We start from the raw sequence: 15,109 nt of genomic DNA, 5'->3' as shown, positions 1-15,109 counted from the left end.
GTGATATTTTCATATAATTCTCTCCTCAATAGTAATATGTTCTTATTCTACTAAATAGCATATTCATAATTATAAAATTTAAATTTATGATTAAAAAACACGACTACTTTTGTGATATTATATTTTAATATAAATTTTTTCACCTGCAAAAAGTGTCCCACTACTTATGATATGGTTCACCGTACCGCTTTAACCGCGGTTTTTCTGTTCATACTAATAACTGGATAACTTTGGTGCCTGGTACTGACTACTTTGCTATTCCAAACTTGATAAAATTTATTATATTTTTAGTAGTCTTTTGAATGGCTTCACTAAGAGTCTCTTTACTCCCTTCAAAGCTTTCCAACATTAAATTAGATGTTAAAATATGGATAGATTTTGCTATAAACTTTATATCAATATCACTTCTTATTTCTCCCGCTTCAACGCCTTTCATAAGCATTGACTCATATGCACTTGACATATCTAGCTCTTCTGTACCAAATATTTCGTAGATAATCTCCATGTTTTCAAACATCTTGTTTGCAAGCTTTTCAAATTCAGGTTTTGAAGCTGCAAATTCAGCCCCAGCTTTAAATAGACCTCTTAATCTTTCAAAAAAACTCTCTTGCTGCTCCGTCAAAGCTGGCTCCATATACTTCATTTTCTCTTCTCTGATAATTAGGATTATATACTTATACAAATCCTTCTTATCTTCGAAGTAATCGTAAAAACTGCTTCGTGGGATTTTTGCTTTACTAATGATATCAGAAATTTTCACTTCATTGAAGGTAGATTGCGAAAATTCATTTATAGCTACATCAATGATCTGCTTCTGTTTTTCGCTAGTCAGATTGAAAAATGTCTGCTTTGGCAAGTAATCATCTCCTATTCTTACTATGATTATATCATTTTATCCACACTTCTACTTATAAGACTCATACACCTTTTCTATATATTTTACAGCATTTTGCAGTCCATTTTCTTTTTCTATTACACCTTGAATATCTTTTGCCTTTTCTATATATTTTGCGTTGCCCATGTTTTTAAGGGCTTTTACTAGTTCAGATACTTCCAGATTCTTTTCTTTCAAAGGCTTCATAGTATACCCTTTTGAATACAGTATGTGCGCCCAGAATGGTTGATCTGTAGTAAATGGCATTATTAATTGTGGTGCCCCGCTAAGAAGCGCCTCAGACATAGTTCCTACTCCCCCATGGTGAACGATGCCTTTCGCTTGCTTGAATATAAGCCTGTGGGGTGCCTTTTTCACTGCAAAAATACTTTCATCGTTATCAAAGTTCATCCCACTTGTTCCTGTTAACACGACTGCTCTATTTTCAGTCTCTTTTAGGGCTTTTATAAGCTTTTCTTTAAAGATTTCAGGATTCTTAAGTGGCATACTGCTGAAAGATACAACAATAGGTTTTTTGTCTTTTGCGATAAAATCCTCCAGTTTCTCATTCAGCTTGGCTTCACCCATATCCATAAAGAAGAAACCAGAGACGAAAACTCTATCTTTCCAACTCTTTACTTCTTTAAACATATATGGACTGATTGGGTATATTATTGGAATATCTCTACTGCGAACTTGAAATGTAACCTCTCCCGCTTTTCTTTTAGGAAGTTTTAAAGAGTTTTTTCTAAACTCATTTATATCCTTCATATAAGAAAATTCAGCAAGAGCTGTAGCTTTATATGTCAACTTGTTCAAGGTATATCCTAGATTTCTGGTTGATGATATAGCGAAGTTAGGAAACTCAGTTATAGGATATAATATTGGTACTGGAGGCATGCTGATGCAAGGAATTCTCAAATACTCTGCAATATCAGCAGCTCCAAGCGCCTTTGGGTGATAAACAATTACATCTGATCCTTTTGATGCTTCCAGAAAATCACTTAGGCTTTTCCTATATGCTGGTGTAATTACTTCTTTAGCATACTTCATAATTTTAAAAATGTTGTAGTTTCCACCATTAAATACTTTTCTTCCTTCTTTGCTTTCTAGAATAGCCATCAAATCTGCAGAAGCCTCATAGAATTCAACTTCATTTTGCTTTATGAAATTTCTAAAGCTTCCGCCTGTACACACTAATGCTTCATGGCCATTCTTAATCAACTCTTTGGCCAGAGCTACGTATGGTTGAACGTCACCTCTGCTGCCTAATGTAAGAAACGTAACTTTCATAATAAACGCCTCCAATTAACAATTCTTTGCAAAAGTCACAATTACGACGACAATGTCGCCGGTAAACTTATAGTATCACTAAACTATATTTCCGTCAAGATAGCGCTTCTATACAGTATATGTATATATAAAAAGCCAATAAGTACTGATTTCTAATACTTACTGGCTTCTTTGGAACTTACTTATGGTACGGTTCACCCTTCATTATCCTAAATCCCCTATACACCTGCTCTAATAATATTAATCTCATCAACTGATGTGGAAATGTCATTGGAGAAAAGCATAGTTTATAGTCGGCTCTTTTAAGTACTTCATCTGAGAGTCCTAGTGACCCGCCTATTATAAATGCTATGTTACTATTACCAGTTATACCTAAGTTCTGAAGCTTATCTGCTAATTCTTCAGAAGAAAGCATTTTCCCTTTAAGATCTAAAGCAATAACATAAGTTCCTTCTTTTATGTGTTTTAAAATTCCTTCTCCCTCTTTATTTTTTACAATTTGTTCCTCTGCATTACTTAAGTTTTCTGGCGCCTTTTCATCTGGTACTTCTACTAGGTTTAACTTTGTATATCTAGATAGTCTTTTAGTATACTCTTCTATACCCTGTTTTAAATATTTTTCCTTTAGTTTTCCTACACTTATTATTGTAATATTCAAATCTTCACTTCCTTTTTATACTGTTTCACGTGTAACAAGCAAAAAAGTCGAGGTTTCCTCGACTATACTACTAAATATTTAGGTAGTTTATCACAAAGATGGCAGTTCTTTGGTGCCATCCAATCTGAAAAGGATACCTTTTCTAGTTCATAAATATCTGGCGGCTGCTCGTATATATCAACAAAATCCTCTATAGCATCTTCTAAATGTTCTCCACATACTACATACATTCATAACCAACTCCATCTATGGTTTATTATCCTTCAACTTTAGTATATATAGTATTTGTTAAAGTAAATAGTTAATGCATAAATTGAAGGATTATACGATAATTTTAGTATTTTCATTTCCATTATATAGTATAGATTTAATTATTTCAAATAATTTCTTAATTTTCAAAAAACCTAGGCAAATTTGCCTAGGTCTATTATTCAAAAACTACATCTATATTTACTTCTTGGTTGTTCCTTATAACAGTTACAGTTGTTTTATCTCCTGGTCTATATTTATAAAGAGATCTAACTAAGTTACTCATCCTGCTTACCTTATCATTACCTATTTTAACAATAATATCGCTTGGCTTAATTCCATACTTTGTTGCAATAGAATTTTCTATAGTCTGTGCAACATAAACACCCTCATCAGACTGTGCTTTCTGCCCTGTAGCTCCTTCGTACACATCTATATCGACACCCTGTATACCTAAATAAACCCTTGTAAATTCACCTTTCTCTATGAACTGATCTACAATAGGTTTCGCGATATTAATTGGAATAGCAAATCCTAATCCTTCTCCCGTGCTAATTTTTGCTGTATTAATTCCTATTACTTGTCCTCTTGCATTAAGTAAAGGTCCACCACTATTTCCTGGATTGATTGAAGCATCAGTCTGCATAAGGTTTTCAATAGTTTCTCCTGCAGCATTTACAGTTATTGTTCTGTTAAGTCCGCTAATAACCCCTTGTGTTAATGTTCTTTCAAAGGTTAATCCTAAAGGGTTACCAATAGCAATAGCTATTTCACCTACCTCTGTTTCATCACTATCTCCAAGCTCTGCTACAGTTAGATTTTCTCCTTCTACTTTTATAATAGCAAGATCTAGGCTCTTTTCATTCCACAATACTTCAGCTTTAATCTGTCTTCCATCATGAAGTAGCACCATTACTTCTTTAACATTTCCATCTCCAACTACATGGGAGTTTGTTAAAATATATCCTCTTTTATCTACAATAACGCCAGTACCCACACCTGAAACCTCTCTTACACCATAAAACCAGTCTCTTTCCAAGGCAACAGTTGTAATACCAACTACTGAAGGCATTACTTTCTTAGCCACAGCCGAATAAACCGTTAAATCTTGAGTAGGATTAATAGTAATTTCTTGCTGTGCACCATCTAAGGAAATACCACGCATGCTAAGCATGTTAGGTAAAAAAGCATAAGTAGCTCCTAAGGTAACTGCGCTTCCTAAAATCACCCCAGCTAAAGTACCACTAATAAATCTTTTTCTTCCTTTTTTATTAAAACTTATTTGTAAACGTTCTAATTCATCTTTTAACTCATATTTATTATCAGTCTCTTCTATCTTCTCCACATCGATGGAGTTGCTATCTGAGTAATTCTTTTCTAAATTTTCATTTCCATAGTTACCTTCTAGATCATAACCCTCACCATTGTTTTTTATTTCATTTTCATCGTCAAAGTGATTCAATTCGCACACCTCCAAAGAATTATAGTATTGTTTAAATTATTCTAATACTATTATATCTACTCCTGTCCCAGTTAAATTTTTAACTTTCGTTAAAAATTCCCAAGTACTCAAAGTATTACCAACATCTTACTTCCTTAAAATTGATATATATTACTTACCCTATCTCGATGTACTAAATCTAATTCTATGTCTTTTCCTATAATAATTTTTTTGCTATCTAAAATATTTTTTACAGTTGCAATTGCCAGTTCCGGGAAGTTATTTTCCCTACTTAAATGGGCAAGTAGTATAGATCTTACATTTCTACTTACTAAATCTACTATAGCATTGCCTGCGGCTTCATTCGATAAATGTCCACTATTAGAAAGTATTCTTCTTTTTAGACTATATGGATAGCTCCCAGCCTTTAACATTTCTTCATCATGATTTGACTCTAATATAACAAGGTTAGAGCCACCTATCTCTTCCATAATATCTTCACTAATATAGCCTAAATCTGTAGCAATACTAATTTTAATACTATCTTTTTCAATACTAAATCCAACTGGTTCATTTGCATCGTGAGAAATTCTATAGGGTTTAATATTAAAATCTCCAATAGAAAAGTTTTCATTCGATGTAAAACATTTAATGTTTTCTTTCTTAATATTTCCTATTTTACGTTCCATACCAGCCCAGGTTCCATCATTAGCGTAAATAGGTATATTATATCTTCTTGACAATATGCCTACACCACATATATGATCACTATGTTCATGGCTCACCAAAATTGCCGATAGATTTTGGGGATCCACATCGACTTCCTTTAACTTATTTTCGATTTGCTTACCGCTCAGTCCTGCATCAATTAATAAGAATTTTTTTCCATCATTTATTAAGTGACAATTACCACTACTACCACTAGCTAAGGAGCAAAAACCCACTGTCATATTTATTGCCTCCAATTTATGAATTAACTACTGTACTCGATTATTCTTTAGGATAACAACTATTCCCGGTGCTCTCTCCTAACCTTTGCTCCTAAGCTTATTAGCTTTTGCTCTAATTGATCATACCCTCTATCTATATATTGTACATTTTCTATTTCTGTCTCACCTTTTGCCATAAGACCAGCTACAACTAAAGATGCCCCAGCTCTTAGATCTGAAGCTACTACTTTTGCACCTGTTAGATTTTTAACTCCATGAATAACAGCTACTCTTCCTTCTACTTTAATATTAGCTCCCATTCTTTTAAGCTCGTCTACGTGTTTAAATCGTCCTTCAAATATTGTCTCTGTTACAATTCCCGTCCCCTTAGCTGTAGTTAAAAGACTACTCATTGGTTGCTGCAAATCTGTTGGGAAACCTGGATATACTAAGGTTTTTATACTAACATTTTTTAAGTTTCCTGAGGATATTATTCTAAGGGATTCTCCATTTTCAATAACATTAACACCCATTTCCTTAAGCTTTGCAGTAATAGCCTCTAAATGTTTAGGTATAACATTATCTATTAATACGTTACCACCAGCAGCTGCAGCTGCTATCATATATGTTCCAGCTTCTATCTGGTCTGGAATGACTGTATGAATACACCCTCCTAATTTTTCCACACCTTTAATCTTAATTACATCTGTACCTGCCCCTTTAACATCTGCTCCCATACAGTTTAAAAAGTTTGCCATATCAACGATGTGTGGCTCTTTTGCAGCATTATCTATTACAGTTGTACCTTCTGCCATAACAGCAGCTAACATTATGTTGATGGTAGCACCAACACTAACCACATCAAGATAAATTTCTGCACCTACCAGTTTTTCAGCCTCTACAGATATTATACCATGTTCTATAGTTACCTTTGCACCTAAAGCTTCAAACCCCTTAATATGTTGGTCTATTGGTCTACTACCAATAGAACAGCCTCCAGGATATGCTACCTTAGCCTTTTTAAATCTACCAAGAGCTGCACCTAATAAATAATAGGAAGCCCTTAACTCTTTGGCTAATTCATAATCTGCATAACAATCCTTCATTGCAGTTGTGTTTATCTCTAAAGTGTTTGGTCTTAATTCCTTTACGGTAGCACCTAAACTCGAAAGCATGTCTGCTAATATCTTAACATCACTAATTTGTGGTAAATTATCGATAACACAAGTATCTCCTGCTAATACTGTAGCTGGTATAATAGCTACAGCCGCATTTTTAAATCCACTTATTTTAACCGTTCCTCGTAGTTGTTGTCCGCCTTCAATTATTAGTTTCTCCATATATTTACTGACAGAAGTCAGTTATTCACCATCCTTCATTATAGTTTGTATCCTATGTTTATGCTAATTTATCGATATTCTTTATAATAATCCTAGTTAATTACAATACATAAGTTAATTGCCTATTCAATTAAAGTTTTTTTAGATTTGAATATTATACCAAAATTCAACAGTTTGAATTTATTATAGCATTTATTTACTTCTTTGATAAGTGCTATACTACTGGAAATAAAAAGATATTCTATCTTTAATTCCCGTGTATAAATAAAAAAAGAAAAAGTCTATTAAACTTTTTCTTCATTTTTACAAGAATCCCTTTTAAGTTATACGAAATAATATTAATTTTTATAGGCCTCTATAAAATAAGTTTTTCCATTTTGTATTGTAATTTTCCATGAAGGAAAGGCAGTTCCCGACTCAATTTCTTTCCAATCTGATTCCATATAATATGTTGGACTGAAATAATATCCTATTTCAATATCTTTTACAATTATTGGTTCTTCATTTTCCTTTAAAATTGTACTCGTTGCTCTCATAAGTGCTTCTGTTGCAGGAATAATTTGTTTCTTATGTTGTTGTGTCTTTTCATATTCTAATAGCATTGCCTCAAAACCTATTACTCCCCTATTACTTACATATACATGAATGTAACTCTCACCTAAAAATTTGTTTTTATATGTTTGATTATAAACTAGCTTGTATACAAATTCATCTTCAAACTCGTCTTCTGTTCCATAATAAATTTGAGCTAATTCAATATCTTCTCCCATTAAATTATATTGTTTTAAAAAATCGTTACTAATTTTTTTAACAGTTTTTTCATTTAAAGAATAATTATTTTTTTCGGGACTCATATTCTTATATGTTAATCTTTTACTACTCTCTACAATTAATTCTTTGTCTGCACTTTTAAAGATTTCTCTTTTCAAAATTTTATCTTCTAAAGTAGGAATTTGCTTCTCGTAATCTTTACCTAAAAAACTTTTCGCTGTATTGTCCGAATCGAAGGTTTTATACCTTACTACTAATATGGGTAACGAGATGATTTCTCTAGGAATATGAGCATCTAGTTCTATATTATTGTCATTTAAATGTTGCTCTACATTACTTATATACTTATCGTTAATAAGCTGCATTTCTTCTTGTCTAAATAGTCTACTTTGTACATTATAAATTAAAAAAATATTTGTAGCTATAAACGCAACAATTAGTATGTTTTTTGCCTTAGACCAATCCATAGGATTTCACCATCCATTAATTTAGCATAACACTATTTATTAAATCACCTGTATAGCTATCAAAATAATAAATATCTCCTTTAATTTTAATCCTCCAGCTAGGTTTTAAGAGTTGCCCTTTGCCTTCTTCTACAGTATCAAAGTATACCATTCTTACTTCTTCTATACCCTTTAATAATTCTAAAATTTTGTCTTCATCATCTATTTGTTCTGGCAATTGCTGCTCTTTATTAAAGTACTTTAGTTTTAAGTGCTCAAGATTTTTTTCAATTATATCTGGGAAATATAAAATAGATTGTTCTGGACTAATACCTTGCATATCCATAACCTTACGTACTAAAATACGATATGACTTTACCTTATTACCATAAACTTCTATTTCGATAGGATGCTCCATCTTATTACTATTAAACTCTACAGGAAAACCTCCTATGCGATAACCAAATGAAAATCGATACCCATTATTTTGATTTTGGTCCTTTAAAATATTTTGAATGTCTTTTAAATAAGTGCCTTCAGGGAATCCTCCGTTTTTAGAAATAAAATCTATAGCCGCATCTAATGACTCTATTACATTAGAACTTGATATATTTCCAATCTCTCCGTTATACTCTAGTGCTCCTTTTTCATTAATACGAACCCTTTTTTCTCCATATCCATAGATATAAACTACAGCACCGCTAGTTTCCTTAATAGTTTTTACAAAATCAAAATTTTCATTGAAAAAATTTTTTGATCTTTCTATTAACATTGCATCATTCTCAATATCAATTTCACTCTCAACAAAGGTTTGTGTTGTAGCTACAGCGTTATTAATAGGCATAGGAGTATAATTTGATTCAAGTTCATTAAAAAGAGAAAAAATAGGATGATACTTAATATATTCAACCGTTTCTAACTCATCTATAAAACTAACCAATGTAGAGTTTTCAGCATGTTCTAAAAGCTTTACTTCAAATATGCTATCGTTGTTCTCTACAATGTATATAACTCCACGATTAAAAGCTGGAATCAATATTTTTTTTATCTCTTTTATATTTCTAACAACTTTATTTTCTAAAGAATCAAAAATAGAAGAGACTAAAATGGTTGGTATGTTATCACTAAACTCCAATTCTACGGATTTTAAAATATTATTCTGAATATATTTTTCATATGTAACTGAAGTTATTTCTGGATCTCCTAAAAAATAATCTTTAAGTATATTTTTACTTTCATCCCATACAAAATCTAAACTAGAAGATAAAACCGTATAATGATTTTTTCTTCTATCACCTGCTCCAAAACTCACAATAATCGAACTCGGCGAAATTATATCTTTACGATTTTCAGCCACAGTCAGGCTATGAAGTTTTCTGCTCCTAGCTTCAGGTTTTAATATTTTAATTGGAGAAGGAAACCATAGTTGTTGTGTTAATAAAATACTCATGACTACTAAAATTGATAGAATCAGGGTTTTTAATCTTTCCCTATCCATATTAATCACTCCAAGATCTATGGTTTTTTCCCTATGCCTAGAGTAGATTTATTAACAATCTCTTCCAGTAACTGTTTTACTTCTTCTACTTCCATTACGTTTATAATTCTAACAGTACTATCTTCTGATCCATTTTTATATTTTGCTTTAAACTCAATTTTATTTAATCCAGACTGCAATTCTATTTCAGCCCATCCCATTTGAATTGAACCAACAGTTACTTCAATTGGATCATAAGATAATTCGTAGTCTTCAGTTTCATCATCTTTACTAACATTGTGATAAACTTCTATAGATACTTTAGTACCTTGGGGAGCTTTAAATGATAAAACTAGATTTTTATCACTAGTAACAGAGTCTTTCTCTGGAATCACTACTTCAAATGATTGTTTAACTTCCTCTACTTTTTTATTTGTATTTTTAGTATCTTTAGATGTATTGATGGGAGCTGTGGTTGGAGCTGCGTAGGATAGTATATTTGATGTTCCTAATATAACAAATACAATTGTACCGGCAACTATTTTTCTTATCATATTAATTCCTCCTGTAAAACAGATAAATGAATTCATTTTCCATTATATATAATTTATATTACAATCATATTACAATGAAATTAAAATTGAATTACACATTTTTGCCTCTGTCTCTATAATAGGTAATTTAATAACTGCCTCTGTTCCTTTACCTTCCTCACTAAATATTTCAATAGTGCCTTCATGTGCTTCAATAATCTGCTGTGCAATTGATAGCCCAAGACCTGTGCCTCCGAGCTCCCTAGATCTTGCCTTATCTACCCTATAAAATCGTTCAAAAATTCTTGGAATATCTTCCTTTGGTATTCCAATACCATTATCTTTAATTTTTAACAAAACAATATGTTCATTTAATTCAACATCAATATAAACTGCTCCACCTTCAGGAGTATATTTAATACTATTGCTTAAAAGATTTAAAACCACCTGTTCTATACGATCTTCATCAGCATATATATTAACTGCTTTTTCTGTTAATTTAGAATGTATTTGTTGATTCTTATTTTTCGCAGAAACCTCTAATTTTAATATAGTTTTTTCAACAATTTGTTTTAAATCAACTACCTTTTTATTCCATTTAGACTGGTGAAAGTCTAGATTAGATAGTTGCAGCAGATCTCTTACTAATCTAGTCATTCTTTCTGACTCACTATCTACAACCTGTAAAAAGCTTACAGCAAGTTCTTTGTTATCTATAACACCATCTAACAGGGTTTCAGTATAACTTTTTATAGTAGTTAAAGGAGTTTTTAATTCGTGAGAAACATTAGCCACAAATTCTTTTCTCATGTTCTCTAGTTTTTGATGATTCGTTATATCTTGAAGAACTAAAATTATACCCTCCAGTGCACCGTTTTGATCCATAAATGGAGCATAATTAGCTTGCAGTATAACCCCATTATCTGTATTAATCATTCTATTACCGGTTGAATCTTCTGAGTCACTTAATAGCTCCTCTATCTTTAATTGTCCACTGTATGATGCGAATATTTCATTAAAGTCTTTTTCTATAGGAGTATGATCATCTATTTTTAACATTTCCATTGCCTTAGGGTTTACATGGATAACTTTGCCTTCCCTTGTGGCAGCAACAAGTCCATCAGCCATGTAAGTTATTATAGTATCCATCTTTTTCTTTTCATTACTCATTTCCTGCAAAACAGCGTTTAATCTTGCAGTAAGATAGTTAAACATACTGGCCAGCTGCCCTATTTCGTCATCTGACCTTACTTCAACCACTTGTTCAAAATCACCTTTTGCCATTCTCTCCGCCTTAATTGTTACATCATTAATAGGCCCTGTAATACTCTTAGCTATAAAAAAGCCTAGTATAATGGTTACAAAAAGGGCCAAAAATGTAGCTTTTAATATAATTGATCTTGATTCTTCTAATGTTTTATAAATATCCTCTAAATTGCTTTTTAAGTAAATAGCTCCCCCAATACGATTATTATTATCATGAATAGGAAAAACCATATGCTTAGAGCTATTAAGCTTGTCTTCTTGGTCTATACTATCCCTTTCACCTATCTCTCCATTAAAGGCAGATAAAATCAGCTCCGAGTCTAAAAAGCGGGTAGCATTTGCATCACCATTATTCTCCATATAGGATGCATTAGTGCTAAAAACAATAGTACAATTTGCGTCATTTTTAATTATTGTAATTCCAATTCCTGTTCCCATCTGCTCATAGCTTCTAATGTTTTTTTCAACTTCAGCTGGGTTATTTTGCCAATCAATAGTTTTTAAAGTAGTAGTTACTGTATTCGCCAAGCTTGACAGATTATTACTAACGACTCCTAAGTGATACTGTTCAAACTGCTGCATCAGAAATACTCCTATAATAACCATTGCCATAAACACTAGAAGAAAATAGATGGTGATGAACTTCCATCTAATACTTTTAAACATCATTAAGCCCTCCTGAAGTAGTAACCTACCCCTCTTTTTGTCATAATATATTCAGGGCTTGCAGAATTATCCTCTACTTTTTCTCTCAGCCTTCTTACTGTTACATCTACAGTACGTATATCGCCATAGTATTCATATCCCCATACCTGCTTTAAAAGTTGCTCCCTAGTGAATACTTGCTCTGCCTGAACCGCTAAAAATTTTAATAACTCGAATTCCCTAGAAGTAAGTTCTATAACACTATCATTTTTTCTTACTTCGTATCTTGTAAAATCTATAGTTATACCACCTGTAGAGAAAACACCCTCTAATCTAGTACCTACAGCATTGTCATTTCTTCTAAGATTAGCTTTCACTCTTGCTAGTAGTTCTCTCATACCAAAGGGTTTTGTAATGTAATCATCGGCTCCCATTTCTAATCCTAATACTTTATCAACTTCTTCTTCTTTGGCTGTTAGCATTAAAATTGGAACTGTAGAAGTTTCCCTAATTTTTCTGCACACTTGAAAACCATCTAATTTAGGGAGCATTACATCTAACAAAATTAAATCTGGATTAAGAGTAATCGCCTTATGTAAGCCTTCTTCACCATCATAAGCTACTAAAACTTTATAACCTTCCTTTTCAAGATTAAATTTAACTATTTCCGAAATAGGTTTTTCATCTTCAACGATCAAAATATTTTTTGCCACGATGCAGTCACCTCATTAATTAATTGATTAATTTAACCATTCTATTTTAATTGTATTTTTCCTTCTTGTTAGAAAAATCTTTGAGGAAATTTAATAATTAAATCTCCTCAAATAAATATATAAATTCATTTAAACTATGTCCATTACCTAAAGAAGTAATAATGTCCATCAATTGATCTAATCCATGGTTTTGTACCAAAGCTTTTACTAACCTAAAGGACTTGGTATAAGCCTCATACTGATTTAGACTCTTAAACTGACCACTTAGTTCCTCTATTGTGTAATCTTTTTCTGAAAAAATAACTTCTTCTCCCCACTCGTAGCCATCAATCATATACTCAAAGTATAAACTTACTCCTTCAGTAAACCACATAGGGAAATTCCCTCTGCCAACATGATCAGTAAAAAGATGTACTAGCTCATGTAGCATTGGGCCTTCGTTATAAAATTTATAGTCTAATTCCTCTATTTTATCTACCCAAAGCTCAGGATTTGTAATATGAATACTATCTCCATAATAAACGCCCATAGGTGGATCTCCCTTGCTAAGCATGGTAGTATTCATCATTAAATCTGTATTATTATATACTACTATCAATACCTTATCTTCTAATTTGTATGGAAAAATACCAGCAATTTGCTTGTATTTATCTTCGGCCGTATTGATAATCAAATCTAGAGTTTTTTTATCTATATTTTCATATCTGAAAATATAGGTATCTGTTTCTAATTCGTTGAAGTTACGAGTTTTATACAGTACAATTCTATTTTCTATACTTCTAATTAAAGGTCTTACTGTGCCTATAATTCCAAATGTATTTATAGTATAACTTGAGATCAACCACATAAATAGAAGTAAAAAAATAAATACAGTTTTAAAATTATATGCTTTATTTTTTCTTTCTAGTATCATCATTACCACCCCTTTCTAAAAAGCATATGTAAAGGGTGTTATTCTCATATTATAGCATATAGCCTAATAAACCACCATCAATGATGGCCTAGGAATATATACCATTAATTCTATGTATTACTTCCTCATTATTTAAATACCTTATTGATTGAATTAATTAATATAGTTATTTCAACTCTTTTTAGCACCTCTTTCATATTTCTGCATAATTTATAAATATAACAGAATAGAAGAAGGGGGATATATTGTGTTTGGATATAGAGGTATTGTAGAAGATTTAGTCGTAGAACGACTGCTAACCGCAAATGAAGAGGGAATTCCAATTATTATTTCTGGAAAGGATTGTAACTGTGATGATCTAGAGAAATTTGTATCTCAGATGGGAGGAAAGATTAAATATAAGTTACCTATCATTAACTCTGTAGCTGCCTATATGCCTTCTACGGGTATTAGAAGCATGGCAATGGAAAGGGTAACCGAAAAAATTTTCTTAGATGATTATGCCTATAAGCTAATGGATATTGCTCCAGTTACAGTAGGATCTGATTTTGCTAACGAATATGGGTTAACTGGAAAAAATGTTTCAGTTGCTGTTTTAGATACAGGAGTATTTCCTCACGGTGATTTAACAACTCCCAATAATAGAATTATTGTTTTTAAAGACTTTGTAGGTAAAAAAAGCGAACCTTATGATGATGATGGTCATGGTACCCATGTTGCAGGGATTGTTGCTGGTAATGGGTTTTCTTCTAGGGGAAAATACATGGGTATTGCTCCCGATGCTAATATTGTAGGAGTAAAGGTTTTAGGTAGTGATGGTGGGGGTAGCATCTCAGATGTAATTGCAGGTATTCAGTGGACTATTGATAATAAAAGTAAATATAATATTAAGGTTATGACCTTATCTCTTGGAACAAAGCCTAAGGGTAACTATGTAGATGATCCTCTTTGTCAAGCTGTTGATGCTGCCGTAAATTCTGGCATTACAGTAGTAGCTGCTGCTGGAAATAGCGGACCTAATTCATCTACTATAACATCTCCTGCTATAAGTCCTAAAGTAATTACAGTTGGTGCTTGTGATGATCGTAAATCAAAAACATCTAAAGATATTAGTATTGCTGAATTTTCTAGCCGTGGCCCTACACCAGACGGTTTAAAAAAGCCAGATATTTTAGCACCAGGAGTTGGAATTAACTCCCTAGCAAATAAGCCAATGGAATACCGTAGCTTATCTGGAACATCAATGGCAACCCCAATTGTAGCAGGCTGTGCAGCTTTATTATATGAAAGCAACTCTGAAATTACACCTTCTCAGGTAAAAAATATTATTACATCTAATGCCCGTAACCTAGGTCTTAAACCAGATGAACAAGGAGCAGGTTTATTAGATATTCGTGCCATAATTAATAAAATGGAACCTAATATTAAACCAAAGCAACCCCAAAATAAACCTAATAGTTCTAATAGTGGTAGTATAGGAAGCTCATTTTTTTCTAATAATATATTTTTAATAATTTTAATAGTTATTATTTTACTAGTTCTCTAAAAATCATGTGCTGTT

14 protein-coding genes are annotated in these 15,109 nt (G+C 32.1%); 1 reads left to right on the top strand and 13 read right to left on the bottom strand.

Annotation, left to right across the window (positions count from 1 at the left end):
• Positions 1–247: 247 nt before the first annotated feature.
• From KQI88_RS08085 to KQI88_RS08025, 13 genes are all read right to left on the bottom strand, one after another.
• Positions 248–856 carry a TetR/AcrR family transcriptional regulator gene (locus KQI88_RS08085; RefSeq protein ID WP_216416092.1) on the bottom strand — a complete coding sequence of 203 codons (609 nt, stop codon included), beginning with the start codon at positions 854–856 and terminating at the stop codon, positions 248–250.
• 48 nt (positions 857–904) lie between these two features.
• Positions 905–2,167 (bottom strand): glycosyltransferase, encoded by a 1,263-nt coding sequence (locus KQI88_RS08080; RefSeq protein WP_216416090.1) that lies wholly within the window; start codon positions 2,165–2,167, stop codon positions 905–907.
• 178 nt (positions 2,168–2,345) lie between these two features.
• Positions 2,346–2,825 (bottom strand): 23S rRNA (pseudouridine(1915)-N(3))-methyltransferase RlmH, encoded by a 480-nt coding sequence (gene rlmH, locus KQI88_RS08075; RefSeq protein WP_216416088.1) that lies wholly within the window; start codon positions 2,823–2,825, stop codon positions 2,346–2,348.
• 62 nt (positions 2,826–2,887) lie between these two features.
• Entirely contained in the window at positions 2,888–3,055 is a 168-nt protein-coding gene (locus tag KQI88_RS08070) for a CxxH/CxxC protein (RefSeq protein WP_212380985.1), read from the bottom strand.
• A 197-nt stretch (positions 3,056–3,252) separates the two neighbouring features.
• Positions 3,253–4,536, bottom strand: coding sequence for a serine protease HtrA (gene htrA / locus KQI88_RS08065; RefSeq protein WP_246579203.1), 1,284 nt, complete (start codon positions 4,534–4,536; stop codon positions 3,253–3,255).
• 134 nt (positions 4,537–4,670) lie between these two features.
• On the bottom strand, positions 4,671–5,465 hold the full coding sequence (locus KQI88_RS08060) for an MBL fold metallo-hydrolase (protein WP_216416084.1): 795 nt from the start codon (positions 5,463–5,465) through the stop codon (positions 4,671–4,673).
• Positions 5,466–5,524: 59 nt separating this feature from the next.
• A complete protein-coding gene (locus KQI88_RS08055; RefSeq protein WP_216416082.1) occupies positions 5,525–6,784 on the bottom strand; it encodes a UDP-N-acetylglucosamine 1-carboxyvinyltransferase in 1,260 nt (419 codons plus the stop codon).
• A 338-nt stretch (positions 6,785–7,122) separates the two neighbouring features.
• Positions 7,123–8,022, bottom strand: coding sequence for a two-component system regulatory protein YycI (gene yycI / locus KQI88_RS08050; protein WP_216416080.1), 900 nt, complete (start codon positions 8,020–8,022; stop codon positions 7,123–7,125).
• 16 nt (positions 8,023–8,038) lie between these two features.
• Positions 8,039–9,499 (bottom strand): two-component system activity regulator YycH, encoded by a 1,461-nt coding sequence (yycH, locus tag KQI88_RS08045; RefSeq protein WP_216416077.1) that lies wholly within the window; start codon positions 9,497–9,499, stop codon positions 8,039–8,041.
• A gap of 17 nt (positions 9,500–9,516) precedes the next feature.
• Positions 9,517–10,032, bottom strand: a complete 516-nt coding sequence (locus tag KQI88_RS08040; protein ID WP_216416075.1) for a hypothetical protein — start codon at positions 10,030–10,032, stop codon at positions 9,517–9,519.
• A gap of 69 nt (positions 10,033–10,101) precedes the next feature.
• Positions 10,102–11,946 (bottom strand): sensor histidine kinase, encoded by a 1,845-nt coding sequence (locus KQI88_RS08035; RefSeq protein WP_246579202.1) that lies wholly within the window; start codon positions 11,944–11,946, stop codon positions 10,102–10,104.
• Positions 11,946–12,635, bottom strand: a complete 690-nt coding sequence (locus tag KQI88_RS08030; RefSeq protein WP_216416073.1) for a response regulator — start codon at positions 12,633–12,635, stop codon at positions 11,946–11,948. The genes KQI88_RS08035 and KQI88_RS08030 overlap by 1 nt, the downstream gene beginning before the upstream one ends.
• A 97-nt stretch (positions 12,636–12,732) precedes the next feature.
• Entirely contained in the window at positions 12,733–13,548 is an 816-nt protein-coding gene (locus KQI88_RS08025) for a peptidase MA family metallohydrolase (protein ID WP_246579201.1), read from the bottom strand.
• Positions 13,549–13,795: 247 nt separating this feature from the next.
• On the opposite strand from KQI88_RS08025, the gene KQI88_RS08020 reads away from it, so the two are divergent.
• Positions 13,796–15,094 (top strand): S8 family peptidase, encoded by a 1,299-nt coding sequence (locus tag KQI88_RS08020; RefSeq protein WP_216416070.1) that lies wholly within the window; start codon positions 13,796–13,798, stop codon positions 15,092–15,094.
• Positions 15,095–15,109 lie beyond the last annotated feature (15 nt).

This window comes from Alkaliphilus flagellatus (genome assembly GCF_018919215.1).
Lineage (GTDB): Bacteria > Bacillota > Clostridia > Peptostreptococcales > Natronincolaceae > Alkaliphilus_B > Alkaliphilus_B flagellatus.
This window is presented reverse-complemented; position numbering and strand designations above follow the sequence as displayed.

Bases quoted from the DNA above. Each gene is read 5' to 3' on its own strand.
- KQI88_RS08080 (WP_216416090.1), bottom strand. From the start codon at position 2,167: ATGAAAGTTACGTTTCTTACATTAGGCAGCAGAGGTGACGTTCAACCA.
- KQI88_RS08070 (WP_212380985.1), bottom strand. From the start codon at position 3,055: ATGTATGTAGTATGTGGAGAACATTTAGAAGATGCTATAGAGGATTTT.
- KQI88_RS08060 (WP_216416084.1), bottom strand. From the start codon at position 5,465: ATGACAGTGGGTTTTTGCTCCTTAGCTAGTGGTAGTAGTGGTAATTGT.
- KQI88_RS08055 (WP_216416082.1), bottom strand. From the start codon at position 6,784: ATGGAGAAACTAATAATTGAAGGCGGACAACAACTACGAGGAACGGTT.
- yycI (WP_216416080.1), bottom strand. From the start codon at position 8,022: ATGGATTGGTCTAAGGCAAAAAACATACTAATTGTTGCGTTTATAGCT.
- yycH (WP_216416077.1), bottom strand. From the start codon at position 9,499: ATGGATAGGGAAAGATTAAAAACCCTGATTCTATCAATTTTAGTAGTC.
- KQI88_RS08040 (WP_216416075.1), bottom strand. From the start codon at position 10,032: ATGATAAGAAAAATAGTTGCCGGTACAATTGTATTTGTTATATTAGGA.
- KQI88_RS08035 (WP_246579202.1), bottom strand. From the start codon at position 11,946: ATGATGTTTAAAAGTATTAGATGGAAGTTCATCACCATCTATTTTCTT.
- KQI88_RS08025 (WP_246579201.1), bottom strand. From the start codon at position 13,548: ATGATACTAGAAAGAAAAAATAAAGCATATAATTTTAAAACTGTATTT.